This window comes from Corynebacterium sp. 11A (assembly GCF_008930935.1).
GTDB classification, from domain to species: domain Bacteria; phylum Actinomycetota; class Actinomycetes; order Mycobacteriales; family Mycobacteriaceae; genus Corynebacterium; species Corynebacterium megadyptis.
Genome location: NZ_PQMR01000016.1, coordinates 1 through 13,659 on the forward strand (window position 1 = coordinate 1; position 13,659 = coordinate 13,659).

At 58.7% G+C, this 13,659-nt stretch carries 12 protein-coding genes; 10 read left to right on the plus strand and 2 right to left on the minus strand.

Features of this window, described 5'->3' with window-relative positions:
• Positions 1-571: 571 nt before the first annotated feature.
• Positions 572-1,174, minus strand: coding sequence for a nitroreductase family protein (locus tag GBB18_RS09940; protein ID WP_151641569.1), 603 nt, complete (start codon positions 1,172-1,174; stop codon positions 572-574).
• A gap of 541 nt (positions 1,175-1,715) precedes the next feature.
• Between GBB18_RS09940 and GBB18_RS09945 the strand changes: the two genes are divergently transcribed.
• The 6 genes from GBB18_RS09945 (at position 1,716) to GBB18_RS09970 (ending at position 8,456) form a co-directional block, all read left to right on the plus strand.
• Positions 1,716-2,273: an MptD family putative ECF transporter S component gene (locus GBB18_RS09945; RefSeq protein ID WP_192796018.1), complete on the plus strand. Its 558-nt coding sequence runs from the start codon at positions 1,716-1,718 to the stop codon at positions 2,271-2,273.
• The gene (locus GBB18_RS09950) at positions 2,273-2,830 is read left to right on the plus strand and encodes an MptD family putative ECF transporter S component (protein WP_151641571.1); all 558 of its coding nucleotides are present in this window, start codon (positions 2,273-2,275) and stop codon (positions 2,828-2,830) included. The genes GBB18_RS09945 and GBB18_RS09950 overlap by 1 nt, the downstream gene beginning before the upstream one ends.
• Positions 2,827-3,552, plus strand: coding sequence for an energy-coupling factor transporter transmembrane component T (locus GBB18_RS09955; RefSeq protein WP_151641572.1), 726 nt, complete (start codon positions 2,827-2,829; stop codon positions 3,550-3,552). Before GBB18_RS09950 ends, GBB18_RS09955 begins: the two co-directional genes overlap by 4 nt.
• Positions 3,549-4,979 carry an ABC transporter ATP-binding protein gene (locus GBB18_RS09960; protein WP_151641573.1) on the plus strand — a complete coding sequence of 477 codons (1,431 nt, stop codon included), beginning with the start codon at positions 3,549-3,551 and terminating at the stop codon, positions 4,977-4,979. The genes GBB18_RS09955 and GBB18_RS09960 overlap by 4 nt, the downstream gene beginning before the upstream one ends.
• Positions 4,972-6,684, plus strand: a complete 1,713-nt coding sequence (locus tag GBB18_RS09965; RefSeq protein ID WP_151641574.1) for an ABC transporter ATP-binding protein — start codon at positions 4,972-4,974, stop codon at positions 6,682-6,684. The genes GBB18_RS09960 and GBB18_RS09965 overlap by 8 nt, the downstream gene beginning before the upstream one ends.
• A gap of 86 nt (positions 6,685-6,770) precedes the next feature.
• Positions 6,771-8,456, plus strand: a complete 1,686-nt coding sequence (locus GBB18_RS09970; RefSeq protein ID WP_370513278.1) for an ABC transporter ATP-binding protein — start codon at positions 6,771-6,773, stop codon at positions 8,454-8,456.
• A 254-nt stretch (positions 8,457-8,710) separates the two neighbouring features.
• On the opposite strand, the gene GBB18_RS09975 is transcribed toward GBB18_RS09970, so the two are convergent.
• Positions 8,711-9,601, minus strand: a complete 891-nt coding sequence (locus tag GBB18_RS09975; protein WP_192796019.1) for a CPBP family intramembrane glutamic endopeptidase — start codon at positions 9,599-9,601, stop codon at positions 8,711-8,713.
• A gap of 1,667 nt (positions 9,602-11,268) precedes the next feature.
• Here GBB18_RS09975 and GBB18_RS09980 point away from each other — a divergent pair.
• From GBB18_RS09980 to GBB18_RS09995, 4 genes are all read left to right on the plus strand, one after another.
• Positions 11,269-12,159 carry a site-specific integrase gene (locus GBB18_RS09980; protein ID WP_151550494.1) on the plus strand — a complete coding sequence of 297 codons (891 nt, stop codon included), beginning with the start codon at positions 11,269-11,271 and terminating at the stop codon, positions 12,157-12,159.
• The gene (locus tag GBB18_RS09985) at positions 12,128-12,721 is read left to right on the plus strand and encodes a ParA family protein (RefSeq protein ID WP_151550199.1); all 594 of its coding nucleotides are present in this window, start codon (positions 12,128-12,130) and stop codon (positions 12,719-12,721) included. Before GBB18_RS09980 ends, GBB18_RS09985 begins: the two co-directional genes overlap by 32 nt.
• Positions 12,721-12,939: a ribbon-helix-helix protein, CopG family gene (locus GBB18_RS09990; protein WP_151550198.1), complete on the plus strand. Its 219-nt coding sequence runs from the start codon at positions 12,721-12,723 to the stop codon at positions 12,937-12,939. The genes GBB18_RS09985 and GBB18_RS09990 overlap by 1 nt, the downstream gene beginning before the upstream one ends.
• A 267-nt stretch (positions 12,940-13,206) precedes the next feature.
• On the plus strand, positions 13,207-13,629 hold the full coding sequence (locus GBB18_RS09995; protein ID WP_151550493.1) for a hypothetical protein: 423 nt from the start codon (positions 13,207-13,209) through the stop codon (positions 13,627-13,629).
• Positions 13,630-13,659: the final 30 nt, after the last annotated feature.

Below are 13,659 nucleotides of genomic sequence, written 5' to 3' on the forward strand. Positions count from 1 at the left end.
CCCCCAGACCCCACTCGGGAACCCCCTCTGGAGCCGCCACTAACTCCGCCACGCACTGCCTTCACGGGCCCACCTCTTGAATCAATCCCCCTCTCCCTAGCGACCCAAGGCGCTACTATCACGGCCCTCAGCTGCGCATTCCTACCTATAAGTCACTAGATATTCGAAACCCCCTTTGCTGTCGCGTCCCCTATCGCAGCAAGAAAGGGTTACCTCAGATTCAGCGTTAGCCTCGCTATGGAATTTTTTCTGACACGCCCGCATTTACAGGTGCCTGCGCCCCTCTCCGGCCCCCCGCAGGAACGGAACGTAGGGATCATAGAGCGAAGAGTATGCAGCCTAAAAACTATTTGACACCCGTAGCACGTAGACACTACCGCGAAGAGTTCAAGCAGGTACAGAGAATAAAAACACCACCTTCTATAGCGAAATACATGACACTAGAGAGAGGCAGTGAAAAACTAACTATGCGTTTTAATCGAGAAATTCAACAGGAAAGACACCCCAGCCCCAAGAACTACGCCTTCCCACCCACCAAGCGATAGAGCACGGGCGACCTCCCGAGCGCGCGCTAGCCAGCGTAGCTATTATCCACCCGCCGGTCCGCCTTGCGCCCAGGATGAGCCGGCACCTCCACCTGTGGATCGGGATACCCCATCGCCACGATCACGGCAACGCTGCGATCGTCTCGCCCACCAAGGCCGATGATCTCCTTGACCGCATCGTCGTTCCACCCAGTGGTGGGATTAGTGGCCAATCCTTCCGCCTGCGCCGCCAGCAAAGCGGTGCCGGCTGCGAGCGTGGCGTCGATAATCGCGGCTTGTCGACGTTGCCCTGCCGATTGTTGTTGCTTGTAGCCGCGAACATAGTCCGCTTTAGCTCCGAGAATCTCCTCGGCATCCTCTGGCCACATCTCCATGCGGCCCACAAAGATGAGCACCGCCGAGGCATCCGCAAATTGTTGCTGCCCCGAGGAATCCGTGAGCGCCTGACGCAGCTCGGGATCAGTAACCACCACGACATCACGCAACTGCAGGTTGAAAGCACTCGGTGCCTCCAGCGCCGAGGAAACAACCCGATCCAGCACCACATCTGGGATTGGTGTGTCCGCGTAGGCGCGAATGGTGCGGCGTTGTGCAATCAAATTGTGAACGAGAGAAGACGTGTTATCCATGCCTGCTACAACAGTGAGACACAGCTTTTATTCCTTCAAGGCACTGAGGTCACAGTGGCCGCCTGCGTGGCCGCCCCACCCCGCAAGCACGTTTCCCGCACAGCCCATCACCTCTACTGAACTAGCCTTGCGAACCGGCCCAATCACATTGCTCACAGATCGAAACCGCCGGCTTGTCGCTTTTTATTCCTTCGCCAGCATCTCCCAGCGGAACCTCTCATCGGTAAACCACGCACAGGCTGCGCTTCCTTGAGGAAGCATTAGGCCCGCAGTGGGACGGGCTCGCCTTCCATCTATTCACATCCCGCCATAGGGGCTTCGCTCGACTCGTGAACGCTCGCACACCCTCGGCACACAACATGTCCTGATCACGCTATCCCCTCTGCTCATAGGATGCGGCACACCTTAGCGAGCCCATATACACGTGCGGATCCTCCTTGGACGTCCACGACCCACCCAAAGGACCCAGGCCAGACTTAATGCCCATCGAGAACATATATGATAGGCTAGGCTTCACTAACTAGTGGCTAAGGTAGGGCTCGTGACCCTCACAACTCGTGATTTCATCAATGTCGGTGTTTTCGCCGCCCTGTATTACACCGTCCTCTTCGTGGTCGGCTTGGTGGGTTTCCTAGGCCCTGCTTTTATGTTCGTCGGCTGGACACTGGCCATCCTGATCAACGGTGCTGTCATCGCTCTGTACGCCACTCGAGTACCAAAGGTGGGGGCACTTGCGCTTGTCGGCCTCATCATCAGTCTGCTCTTCGTCATCACTGCCCACTGGTGGGGCATTATCATCATCAGTGTTCTGTTGGGTTTAGCTGCTGACTTCATCAAAAGCAGGAGCTTCCCGCTGGCCTACGCCATCTTCACTCTGTGGTTTATCGGCCCCTTGGTACCCGCAATCCTCAACGCCGACGAGTACTACGCGGACCTCGCTGAACAGATGGGGCCCGAGTACATCGATCAGATGCGCGAGCTGTTCTCCAACTGGATCATCGGTATGTGGTCCATCACCCTGTTCATCCTCGGCTACATCGGGGGACTGTTGGGCAAGAAGCTCAACGAACGCAACTTCCAACGAGCAGGACTCGCCTAATGACCACCAGAGACTTCATCAACGTCGGCATATTCACCGCGTTGTATATCGCGGTCGTCATGCTCACCGGCATGGTCGAATTAGCCGGTCCGGCCTTCATGTTCGTCGGCATCCTCATTGGCATTCTGGCCAACGGTGTGGTTGTGGCTCTCTACGCCTCCCGCGTCCCGAAATTCGGTGCGCTGACCCTGCTGGCGCTCATCACCAGTATCCTTTTTGTCGCATTCGGCAACTGGTGGGCCATGCTCATCCTCGCCCCGCTGCTGGGCCTCGCCGCCGATGCAATCCTCAAGGCCATGAAGAATTTCCCCCTGGCCTACGGCGTGTTCAGCATCTGGCTGGTCATCGGCTGGCTACCCGTCATCTTCAACAGCGACGAATTCTGGGCTGATGTCGCAGAGCGGATGAACCCGGAGTACGCCGACTCCATCTCCGCTGTGCTCAACGGCCCCGTGCTACTCATCTGGGCTATCGGCATGTTCATCGTCGGTGTCCTCGGTGGCTTACTTGGGCAGCGCCTGAGCCACCGTAATTTCCAGCGCGCTGGTCTGGCATGACACCCATACCCGAACCGCGTCCGCTGTCTCGCCCCGACCCCCGAACGGTGCTGCTGACGCTCATCACGATCAACGCACTGGCGCTGGGGGCGACGACGAGAACAGTAGAGATCGCCGCCGCAATCATCGTGTTTACGGCACTGGCGACACTGCGGCGACCGACACCCTTCTTCGAGTTCCTCATCTTCTGGCTCTTCTTCGTGTTCGGCTACGAGCTCATCATCAACGCCGGCGCCTCCACCACCCTGGCGCTGCTCTCCGGTATCGGATACTGGTTATCGCGGTTTGGGTTGGTCATCGCCGCCGCCTACTGGGCTGTCTCTTCTATCCGCCCCACCGAGCTCATCGATGCGCTCAAGCGGCTACACGCACCGAATTTCTTGGTGGTGCCGCTGGCGGTGGTCTTTCGTATGTTCCCCGTTATCGCCACCGAGGCGCGCGCCGTCGTCGATGCAATGACACTGCGCGGCATCCGCCCCACCGGCTGGTCCATGATGGCCCACCCTCTACGCACCGCTGAACTTATTGTCATCCCCCTGCTGACCACTGTGGTCCGCGCCGGCGATGAGCTCGCGGCCGCGGCTATGATTCGTGGCCTCGGCGGGCCGCGCAAGCCGACCTCCATCATGCAACCGCGCTTCCGCCCCGTCGACGCTGTCCTCATCGTCGCCGTTATTGCCCTCATCGTCCTTGCTCAAAGCGATTGGGAGCTGCCGCTATGACTATCAGCGTCGCGGACGTTCATTTCCGCTACACCTTCGGCACCAACGGTGAACTCACCGAGCATGGCCTGAGCGATATCACCTTCAGCGCCGAAGCTGGCACGCTCACAGTGCTATGCGGGGCCTCTGGTTCGGGAAAAACCACCGGGTTACGCCTTCTTAATGGGCTGGTACCCAATTTCCATCTCGGCACACTCACCGGCACGGTCACGGTGGGTGGTACCGATGTCCCCAACCAGCCGCTGCACGATGCGCTGCTCACCTCCGCCACGGTGTTTCAGAATCCCCGCACCCAGTTCTTCACCGACGAGGTCACCAGCGAGCTGGCCTTCGGCAATGAAAACCTCGGGATTCCGGCCGAGGACACCATCGCCCGCATTCGCGCGGCGGTGAAAGAAACCAATACAGAGCACCTCATTGGCTGTAAACTCAACGAACTGTCTGGCGGTCAAACTCAGCGAGTTGCCTGCGCCGCCGCAATCGCCAGCCACGCACCGGTACTTCTTTTCGACGAACCCTCATCCAATCTCTCCCCGGATGCCATCGACGATTTGCACGATATCCTCGCCCACCAAAAAGCCACTGGGCGCACCATCGTCGTCGCTGAGCACCGCCTCTACTTCCTCCGCGACCTCGCGGACCAGGTGCTCTATTTCCGCGATGGCCGGTTGGCACACCGCTTCACCGGCGCAGAGTTCTTTGCGCTTTCCGACGCTCAGCGCCGCGAATTGGGGCTGCGCCGGATCACCCCACCGGAGGGCACGCATCCCCCAGCGCCACCGAAGGGCAGCACTGGCCTGCAGCTGGAGAATATCCGCTTCAGTTATCTCTCGAAGCAGATTCTCGATATCCCTGAGGCATCCTTCCCAGCCGGCGCTATCACCGCCCTGAACGGGCCAAATGGCTGCGGTAAAACCACGCTGGCGCGCCTCTTGTGCGGCCTGAGTTCGCCGGCGCGCGGCGGCACCATCAGCATCAACGGCACCCCCATGCGCAGTGGCGCCCGCACCAAGGCCAGCTACATCGTCATGCAGGACGTGAGCCGTCAGCTCTTCGCCGCGGCCGTGGAGGACGAGATCACCCTCGGCCACACCGCCAATGAGCGTGAGGCTATCGACGTCGCCACGCTTCTCGCCCAGCTCGATCTCGACGGGTTGGAGGATCGCCACCCCCAGTCGTTCTCCGGCGGGCAGCGGCAGCGCCTCGTCATTGCCTCAGCAATGGCCCAGAACAAACAGGTACACATCCTCGATGAGCCCACCTCGGGTGTCGGCCAGGCTCATCTGGTCGCTATCGCTGAGCGGATGCGGCAGCTTGCCGACGCTGGTGCGGTGGTCATCGTTATCACCCACGACGAGGAACTTATCGAGGAGTGCGCGGATTACGTCGTTCACCTTCCAGATATCAACAGGAAGACACATGGATAATAAATATCAGGCGGGAAAAGCCGCTCTCAACGAATTCCTCTCCCCAATCCAGAAGCAGATCTGGATTGCCCGGATTCTCTCAGCACTATCCGCAATACTGCGGGTCGCGCCCTATGTCGCACTGGTCCGGCTCGGCGAGGAGCTTCTTTCACCTACTACCGACCCCGACCGGGTGCGTACCATCGTCTACTTCTTGATCGGCACGTTCATTCTGCAGATCCTGCTGTTCACCTTGGGATTGGCGGTCACCCACTTCGCGGATCTTAAGCTCAACCGAATTCTGCGCGACCGCATCATTGAACACATTTCGCACGCCCCACTGGCGTGGTTCAGCGATAAAAACTCTGGCCGAGTACGCAAGGCCGTGCAGGACGATGTCAAAACCTTGCACATGCTCGTCGCACATGCCCCCGCGGAAAGCACCGCAGCTGTTATCGCCCCCATCGCACTGGTCGTTTATGCCTTTATCGTCGATTGGCGGTTGGGGTTGCTGTCTATCGCGACGCTGCCGATCTACATCGCGGTACAAGCCTGGATGATGTCGTCCATGGGAGAAAAGACCGCCCGCATGGACGACCACCTCGGCAACGTCTCGGCGACTGCCACCGAATTCGCCGATGGCATCGCCGTGGTGAAAACCTTCGGCAGGGTCGGCCAGGCGCACCGCCGCTACCGGGATGCCGCCAACACCTTCAGCAAGTTTTATCTCGACTGGGTGGGGCCGATGCTGCGCATCTCCGGCTTGGCTGAGTCCACGATCAGTGTGTCGGTGCTCGTGTTGATCAACCTCGGCGGTGGCGCTTGGCTGGTTTCCCAGGGCTACGTCAATCCGGCCGATGTGATTGCGACCAGCCTTATCGCCCTGATGGTTCCTTTGGCCATCACCACGATGAGCACCTCCATGTGGGCCTATCAGATGGCAGGCAACGCCGCGCTACGCGTCAAGGACGTGTTAAACAGTCCCTCTCTGACTCCGCCAGACGAGCCGGAACATCCGCGCGATAACACCGTGGAGTTCCACAATGTTTCCTTCTCTTATGGCGAGAATACGGCGCTTTCCGACGTCTCCCTGACGCTGACCCCAAGCACTGTCACTGCGCTCATCGGCCCGTCGGGCTCCGGTAAGTCAACGCTGGCCACAATGGTGGCACGCTTCCAAGATCCCACCTCTGGCACGGTGACAATTGGTGGTGCAGACGTACGGAATATTCCTACCGCAGAGCTCTATGAGCGCGTGTCCTTCGTGCTCCAAGACCCACAATTGCCGGAGATGTCCGTGCGCGACAATATCGCTCTCGCCTGCCCCGATGCCTCCCTCGAGGATGTCTGGCAGGCCGCTGCTGACGCCCAGATTGCCGAGGATATTCGCTCCCTGCCTTTGGGCTTGGACACCATCACCACTGATCTTTCTGGCGGCCAGCGCCAGCGCATTGCCATCGCGCGGGCATTGCTTGCCGACGCCCCGATCCTCGTTTTGGACGAGGCGACAGCAGCAACAGACACCGACTGCGAAGCGGAGATTCAAGCAGCATTGAACCGACTCGTCGTCGGCCGCACTGTATTGGTTATCGCACATAAGCCGGAGTCGGTTGTCGGAGCCGATATGGTGGTGCACCTTGTCGGCGGCCGTATCCACACCATCCTTCGCGGCGCGGATGTCACTACCGACGCCGTCACCGAACTCATGCAAGGAGCAGTCTCGTGAGCGTCTCCGTTATCCGCAGTCCTCTCCTCATCGGACCAATCCGCCGCCTCCTCACCGACCGTGGTCGGTCCCAGAACATCCGCCACATGGCCCTCACCACCGCGATGGGCGTGGTCGATGGTCTCGCCATGCTGGCGCTGCTGCCTACGGCAATGACGATGGCCGTCGGCGGCACGAGTTGGGGCTTCGACCTCACCGCGTGGTTATTTATCCTGGCGGGCCTTGCACTCATCAGCGCGGTACTGCGCTATCGATCGGCCGTCGTGGGCTATGACGTCGCCCTCGATTTGATTACGAGCCTGCACCACCGCCTCGGCGACCGCTTAGCTGCCCTGCCGCTTGGCTGGTTCCGCTCGGAGCGCACCGGCGGGCTATCCCAGCTGGTCACCGATGGATTCATGTCCATTGGCCAAACACTGGCACACATGATGGCCACCATCTTAAGCAATGCTGCAACGATGCTCGTCATCGTCATCGGCGCATGGTTCTGGGACCCCACATTAGGGCTGGCCCTCACCGCCTTCATCCCCGTGGTCCTCCTCGTCAATGGACTAGCCCAGTGGCTAAAAGCGAAGTCCACGGCCAATGTCGTGCCGAAGACACGCGAGGTATCCCACCGCATTGTGGAATTTTCTGCCTGCCAGCCCGCATTGCGCGCGGCGGGCCGATCGAGTGAATTCGCCCCGCTGCGTCAGGCCACCGAGGCCGAAGACAAGGCCCGGCTGCGGGATTTGTGGATGTCACTGGTGCCGATTGCGCTGGCAGGAGGTGTCGTGCAGATGGTCCTGGTGGTGATGATCTCAGCGACCGCGAGCCTCGCGATCAACGACACCCTAGGCCCATTGCAGACCATTGCCATTATCGGCCTTACCCTGCGATACAGCCAGGTACTCAATGCGCTGATGGACACGCTCATCGGTATGGACATGGCGCGAGCACCATTGGATCAAGCAATGGAGATTCTCGATGCCGAGGTTCTCTCTGAGCCATCCGCAGAAGCCGAGCTCCCCTCCCCCGGGGAGATCGAGTTCGACAACGTCAGTTTTGGCTACGACGCCGAGAGCCCGGTCATCCACGACGTGTCCTTTAACGTCCCGCCGCGCACCATGGTGGCCCTAGTGGGGCCTTCGGGTTCTGGTAAAACCACTGTTGCCCGACTGATCTCTCGCTTCTGGGATGTTGATTCCGGTGCCGTTCGCGTCGGTGGCGTCGATGTTCGTGAACAAACCGTGGAACAACTCATGCGACAGATCTCCATGGTGTTCCAGGACGTCTACCTCTTCGATGACACCCTGATGGAAAATATCCGGGTTGGCCGGGAAGGAGCGAGCGACGATGAGGTGAAACAAGCAGCTGCTCTCACTGGGGTGACATCTATCGCCGAGCGACTGCCCGATGGGTGGAATGCTCGCGTCGGTGAGGGCGGCCGGTCCCTCTCCGGTGGCGAACGGCAACGGGTATCCGTCGCCCGCGCCCTGCTCAAGAAAGCACCCATCGTGCTTCTCGACGAAGCAACCAGCGCCCTAGACGCAGAAAACGAAGCCAACATTGTTGCCAGCGTCGACAAGCTCCGCGACGAAGCAACAGTACTCGTCATCGCACACAAACTCGACACCGTACGCGAAGCAGACCACATCATCGTACTCAGCGACGACGGCCACATAGCCGAACACGGCACCCACGCCGAACTCTACGCCGCTAACGGCCCCTACCGCCGCTTCTGGAACCGCCGCGAAGCAGCCTCCGGCTGGAGCATCACCACTCAAAGCTAAACAGCGCCCAGTGCGTTCCCCAGGCGGGGCGCACTGGGCAATCCAGTTCTCGGCATTATCGACGCACGAGCGTTACACTCGCGCCGCGGGATTAACCACACCACCCTCTCGGACAAGACGGCCTCGCATAGCGTCCGACGTGCACGTCACGGGCGAATTCCCTGCTGTGCGCGCTATCCACTTCACACATCATCAGGGTATCCCCACGGGATCCCCTAGTCGGCAACAAGCTATCAATGATGATCTGAGGGCGCTCAGCGCACCCGCTTGGACACCACTGCGTTGGCGTCCTTCTCCTTTGTCTTGATGCACCATGCAATGATCGCGACGCCGAGGGCCGTGGAGAGCACGGAACCCTCCAGCCCGAACTCACCGCCGTTGAGCAGTGCACTGCCGCTCGGAGCCGAGGACAAGATGGAGCCAGGTAGTGCGTTGCCGGAGACGTGCGAGCCGTAGAGCATGGCGAGAACGAAGTTCCAGCCGCTGTGCCAGCCGGCGACGAACCAGGCGTTACCTGTGCGCCAGTACATCGTGCCGAATACGACGCCGTAGAGCACCAAGTTCACCAGACCAAAGATGGTCAGGTTCGGATTGTTCAGGTGGATAAATGCGAAGAGGATCGACGAGAGGCCGATGGCGCCTGCCACGGTGAGCCGCGCGGCATAGGCGGGGATGAGGAAGAAACGAAAGAGCAGTTCCTCGAAGAATCCTTGGAACGCAAAGAAGACAGCCGCGAGCAGAAGAATCCACAGTTCGCTCGCCTTCAGGGTGAACGTGACGTCGAGGGCCCCGACGATCACGTTGAGCAGGTAGACGATGGTCACCGCGGCGAAGCCGAAACCGGCACCCGTGATCCAGGTGCCGAAGCGGTTCTCTCGGACCATGCCCAGATCGGGTAACCGCAACCGAAACACCTTGGTGAACAGCAGGAGGCACAGGAGGACAGCCAGCATGCGCCCGAGGGTGGAGCCTATGTTGATCGGGGACATCGCAGCTAAGGAGGAGACACTGGCAAAAAGATCACCCATGATCCCGACGAGGATGTCGCTACAGAAAACCAAGACCAGGACGAGAATCGTGGGAACAATGACACTGATGATGAGGTTCCGTGTGCGCCACGGGGCTACGTGTTCATCGAAATCCACCGCCGGTATGAGGGGTGTCCTATTTTTCGGCAGTGCATGCCGTACCGAATTGGAGTCGTGTGGTTCTGTTGTCGACGACAAGGGAAATGTCCATTCTCTGAGGGAAAGAGCCGCGGTAAACACCTAGCGCTCTCACCGAAATGCAATGGAAGCGATAGGCCTAGCTACTGGGTAGGCGCACTACTGGGTCTATGACCTCGAGGAAGAAAGTGACGTCCTACTACCCACTACGCTACACATGCAGAACGGTGATCAACGGTTCCGCTCGGCGGGCTTATGTAAGGCGCAGCAGGAAATCTCCAGCATCTCCTCGCTACGGCCCCTCCCCATTACGTTATTCGCACCCCAAAAGTGAGAATAATCTCGTGTATAAGACACTCCCATCGAGGCGATGAGAGCTACTGTGAGTCGGCGATCCAGTGGGATGTGAAGCGCTCTAGTCATAACACTGGGGTGCCCAGCTCTGTGCACGCGGCCGTGGCAGCCAGAGCGGCGACGTAGCGCACACTATGAGCCCCCATCGCAGCGAACGCGTGAATCATCCACGAGGCTCTGGAGGAAGGCCATCATCACTCGGCGATACGGTCCCACCGACAGAATCTGACGGCGACGCACAGCACCGTGATACCCCATGTCCTCAGCCGAAAAGCTAGTCCTGTGCCCATGCTCGACATCGGCCGAGCATTGCCGTCCACCATGGAGGCGGATTCACCGAGAGGGTAGCTCACATGGCCTGCCATAGGCGAGCAGACAGTGACAGAATCACTGAAGCTGTGCGACACGTTCAACCATGCACTTCAACGAAAACCCAGAGCGGAAAGAAGAGACAGCAACAATGGCGACCTATGCAGAGCCAGAGATACTGTACGAGTGGCACGAGATCTTGGGGCCTCCGACCGACGAGGACTCGATCGAGGAAGCCTAGCAGAAGACGCATCTGGGGCAACGGCTGTGTGATCAGACAGAGTACTGGATGAAGAAGCACGAGCAGAGCCATCTTCACGGCAGCGAGATCGCGATCGAGGAAATGTAATCTGGGGTCGATCAAGTCGATGCGGATGCGGCAGATGCAGGAGGAGGACGCGGAGGAGCTCGATCTGGACAAACCTCCGATGGCATCCGCCAGCCGAGAGGAGTACTGCCGGCTGGCGGATGCCCGGTACGGCGACTCTCGCGGACCACGAATGTATTAGAAGACGCGCCAGCCCCGCAGCATGCCTCACAGTGAATCGGCTATGGAAATATGCCCTACAAGATATCTACACAGCAAAAACCCCCGACTTCCAATCGGAAGCCGAGGGTTCTCGGAAAGTGGTAGCGGGGGCAGGATTCGAACCTACGACCTCTGGGTTAGGAGCCTTGCGCAGGCGCGATGTAGCTCGCCTCTTTTTTTACCGCTACTGGCAACAAATAGCTTTGTTGCTTTGTTGCCGAGTGGACAAGGCAACAGGTGGATTTGTTGCCAAGTGGATTTGTTGCCACGATGCCAAGAACGAGGGTGGGGTTTCTTCGAGTGCTCTAATGTTTGGGAACCCCTTCGGGCTGCCGCGCCACCCTGCGGGTGGCTTGCCTTTAAATAGAGCTGGGTCACCGTTGGTGACGTTCCCGAGGAACCAGTGGCGTGTCGCAAGGCGCCGTGAGTATTCTTCCTGTCTCAAATTGTTTCTGTGCTTATCAACGACAGTCAGTATTTGTTGGCGATACCAACAGGTTGGGAAGACGCGCTACGTAGTTTCGAGCTATTGCTACGCGCGAGAGGATTGCGGGAGTCATCGGTGGACACCCGCGTACGGCATGTCCGCCGTTTTGCGCGTGAGATCGGCTGCGATAGCCCTAACAAGGTTACACAGGAGCAACTCATTGCTTGGAGCGGTTCGCAGCGCTGGGCAACCGAAACTCGGCATTCCTACTACATGTCGTTGCTTGCGTTTTATCGAGTTGTCGACGAAAAAGACATTCTTGCCAGTATCAAGAATCTATACAGGGCGTCTCGCCGTATTCCGCCGCCACGTCCAGCTCCGGATAAGATCATCGTTGAGGCTATTCATGGCACTGATCCCCGCACAGCACTCATTCTTAGGCTCGCAGCGGAACTCGGGCTTAGACGCGGTGAAATCGCACTGGTGCACCATCAAGACCTGCTCTACAGCGAGGGGGCCTACATTCTGACGGTGCACGGAAAAGGCGGTGCTAAACGCACGCTTCCCGTACCGCACAGTCTCGGCAAGACCATCGAGGAACGCTCCAGGATCACCGGTTTTTTGTTTCCAGGGCGCGTAGACGGGCACCTATCACCACGCCATGTAGGCAAGCTCGCTAGTAAAGCTCTCCCCTCCCCATGGTCACTTCACACGTTGAGGCACCGGTTCGCCACCGTTGCTTATAGCGGCACTGGACACGATCTCATCGCTGTCCAGCACGCACTGGGGCACAACCAAGTCAGCACAACCCAGCGCTACGCAAAGCACCACGCTAACGCGTTAACTCACGTCGTCAAAGCTACTTCTCTATCGAAAGGACCTGACTATGACAACAACCATCGCCCTATGCAACCTTAAAGGCGGCACGGGTAAAACCACTACTGCCATCTACATGGCTACGATCATCGCTAACTGGGGACACCGTGTCGTTGTACTTGATGCGGATCCTCAAGGGTCTGCCACAGCATGGGCGGACATTGCCGCTGAGAACGAGCCGCTTCCCTTTGAAGTGGTCCCCGCGAACGCTCGTGTGCTCGCAAGACCGCGTAGAGAGGATGTAGTGATAATCGATTGTCCTCCAGGAGGCGGAAACATCATCACCGCCGCCGTCGAGGCTGCCGATCTGGTACTCATTCCCACCTGCCCCTCGGCAATAGAGGTCGACAGAATGTGGTCCACTGTCGAGCTTGCTGAAGCCTCTAAGACCTCCTACGCGGTACTCCTAACGAGCGCGCAACTCGGCACCAAGGCCCTGGAGGAGCTTAGGTCTGCTCTTGACGACTCCGATACTCCGTGGATTCGACATATCATCCCTCAGAGAATGGAGATTAAACGCAGCTGGGGAGGAATTCCGATGAAAGCTCACGGCTACGACTTCGCGACCGCAGACGTTTTCGATATCGCTGGAGGGAAGAAGTAATGACCAATCCCATGCAGAGGCGTAAACACTCTCAGCAGCCGGTGTCGACTGTAAAGGATGCGTTCCAACGCCCGAACGACAATCGCAAACGACTGGTGGCAAGGGTCGATGCTGAACTACACGGCAAGTTCAAAGCAACGGCCGCTATGGAGAATCGATCGATCAACGATCTTCTTGAGGAGGCCATAACCACCTATCTGAAACGCCTAGAACGGTAGAATCTGGCAACATGGCAACTTGTTGCCGCCTCTCTATGGCAACAAAGCAACAAAGCTATTTGTTGCCGTAAAGACGCAGTTTAAACGCTATTTTGCGCCTGCTTGCTCCAGTACGATTAACCATTTGTCGGGTTGATTTACATGAAGGAGTAGAGCACATGGCAAGGCGTAGACAGACACGTAGCGACGAGAATCAATTGGGGCTCTTCGACATACTCGACGGCGCCCTCCAACCGACACCAGAGGCAGAAAAGGAAGAGAGTAACAATGGCGACATACGCAGAGCCGGAGATGCTGAAAGAGTGGCACGAGATCTTGGGCCTTCCGACCGACGAGGACTCGATCGAGGAAGCCTGGCAGGAGCTGCTGGACAGGACCGGAGAAGCAATCTACGAAGCGACCGAGAACGCGAAGGCGAACTGGGCGAAGCAGAATCCGGGGCAACGGCTGGACGAGAACATCGACGAGTGGATGAAGATTCACGAACAGGCGCACTACATCGGGAGCGAACTAGTTCTCGAGGAGATGTACCTCGAGCCGATCAGGGCTCTCCGGATGCAGCAGATGCAGGAGGAAGAAGCAGAGGAGTTCGATCCGGACAAGTCTCCGATGGACGCCGACAGCTGGGAGGAGTACTACCGACTGGTGGACGCCCGCTACGGCAAGTCTGGGGCGGGAAAGATGTACTAGAAGGAACTCCTTCGACGTTTGATCCGCGCC

Excerpts from the sequence above, each read along its gene's own strand:
- GBB18_RS09995 (WP_151550493.1), top strand. The coding sequence starts at position 13,207 with ATGGCGACATACGCAGAGCCGGAGATGCTGAAAGAGTGGCACGAGATC.
- GBB18_RS09940 (WP_151641569.1), bottom strand. The coding sequence starts at position 1,174 with ATGGATAACACGTCTTCTCTCGTTCACAATTTGATTGCACAACGCCGC.
- GBB18_RS09985 (WP_151550199.1), top strand. The coding sequence starts at position 12,128 with ATGACAACAACCATCGCCCTATGCAACCTTAAAGGCGGCACGGGTAAA.
- GBB18_RS09950 (WP_151641571.1), top strand. The coding sequence starts at position 2,273 with ATGACCACCAGAGACTTCATCAACGTCGGCATATTCACCGCGTTGTAT.
- GBB18_RS09965 (WP_151641574.1), top strand. The coding sequence starts at position 4,972 with ATGGATAATAAATATCAGGCGGGAAAAGCCGCTCTCAACGAATTCCTC.
- GBB18_RS09990 (WP_151550198.1), top strand. The coding sequence starts at position 12,721 with ATGACCAATCCCATGCAGAGGCGTAAACACTCTCAGCAGCCGGTGTCG.
- GBB18_RS09970 (WP_370513278.1), top strand. The coding sequence starts at position 6,771 with ATGGCCCTCACCACCGCGATGGGCGTGGTCGATGGTCTCGCCATGCTG.
- GBB18_RS09960 (WP_151641573.1), top strand. The coding sequence starts at position 3,549 with ATGACTATCAGCGTCGCGGACGTTCATTTCCGCTACACCTTCGGCACC.
- GBB18_RS09955 (WP_151641572.1), top strand. The coding sequence starts at position 2,827 with ATGACACCCATACCCGAACCGCGTCCGCTGTCTCGCCCCGACCCCCGA.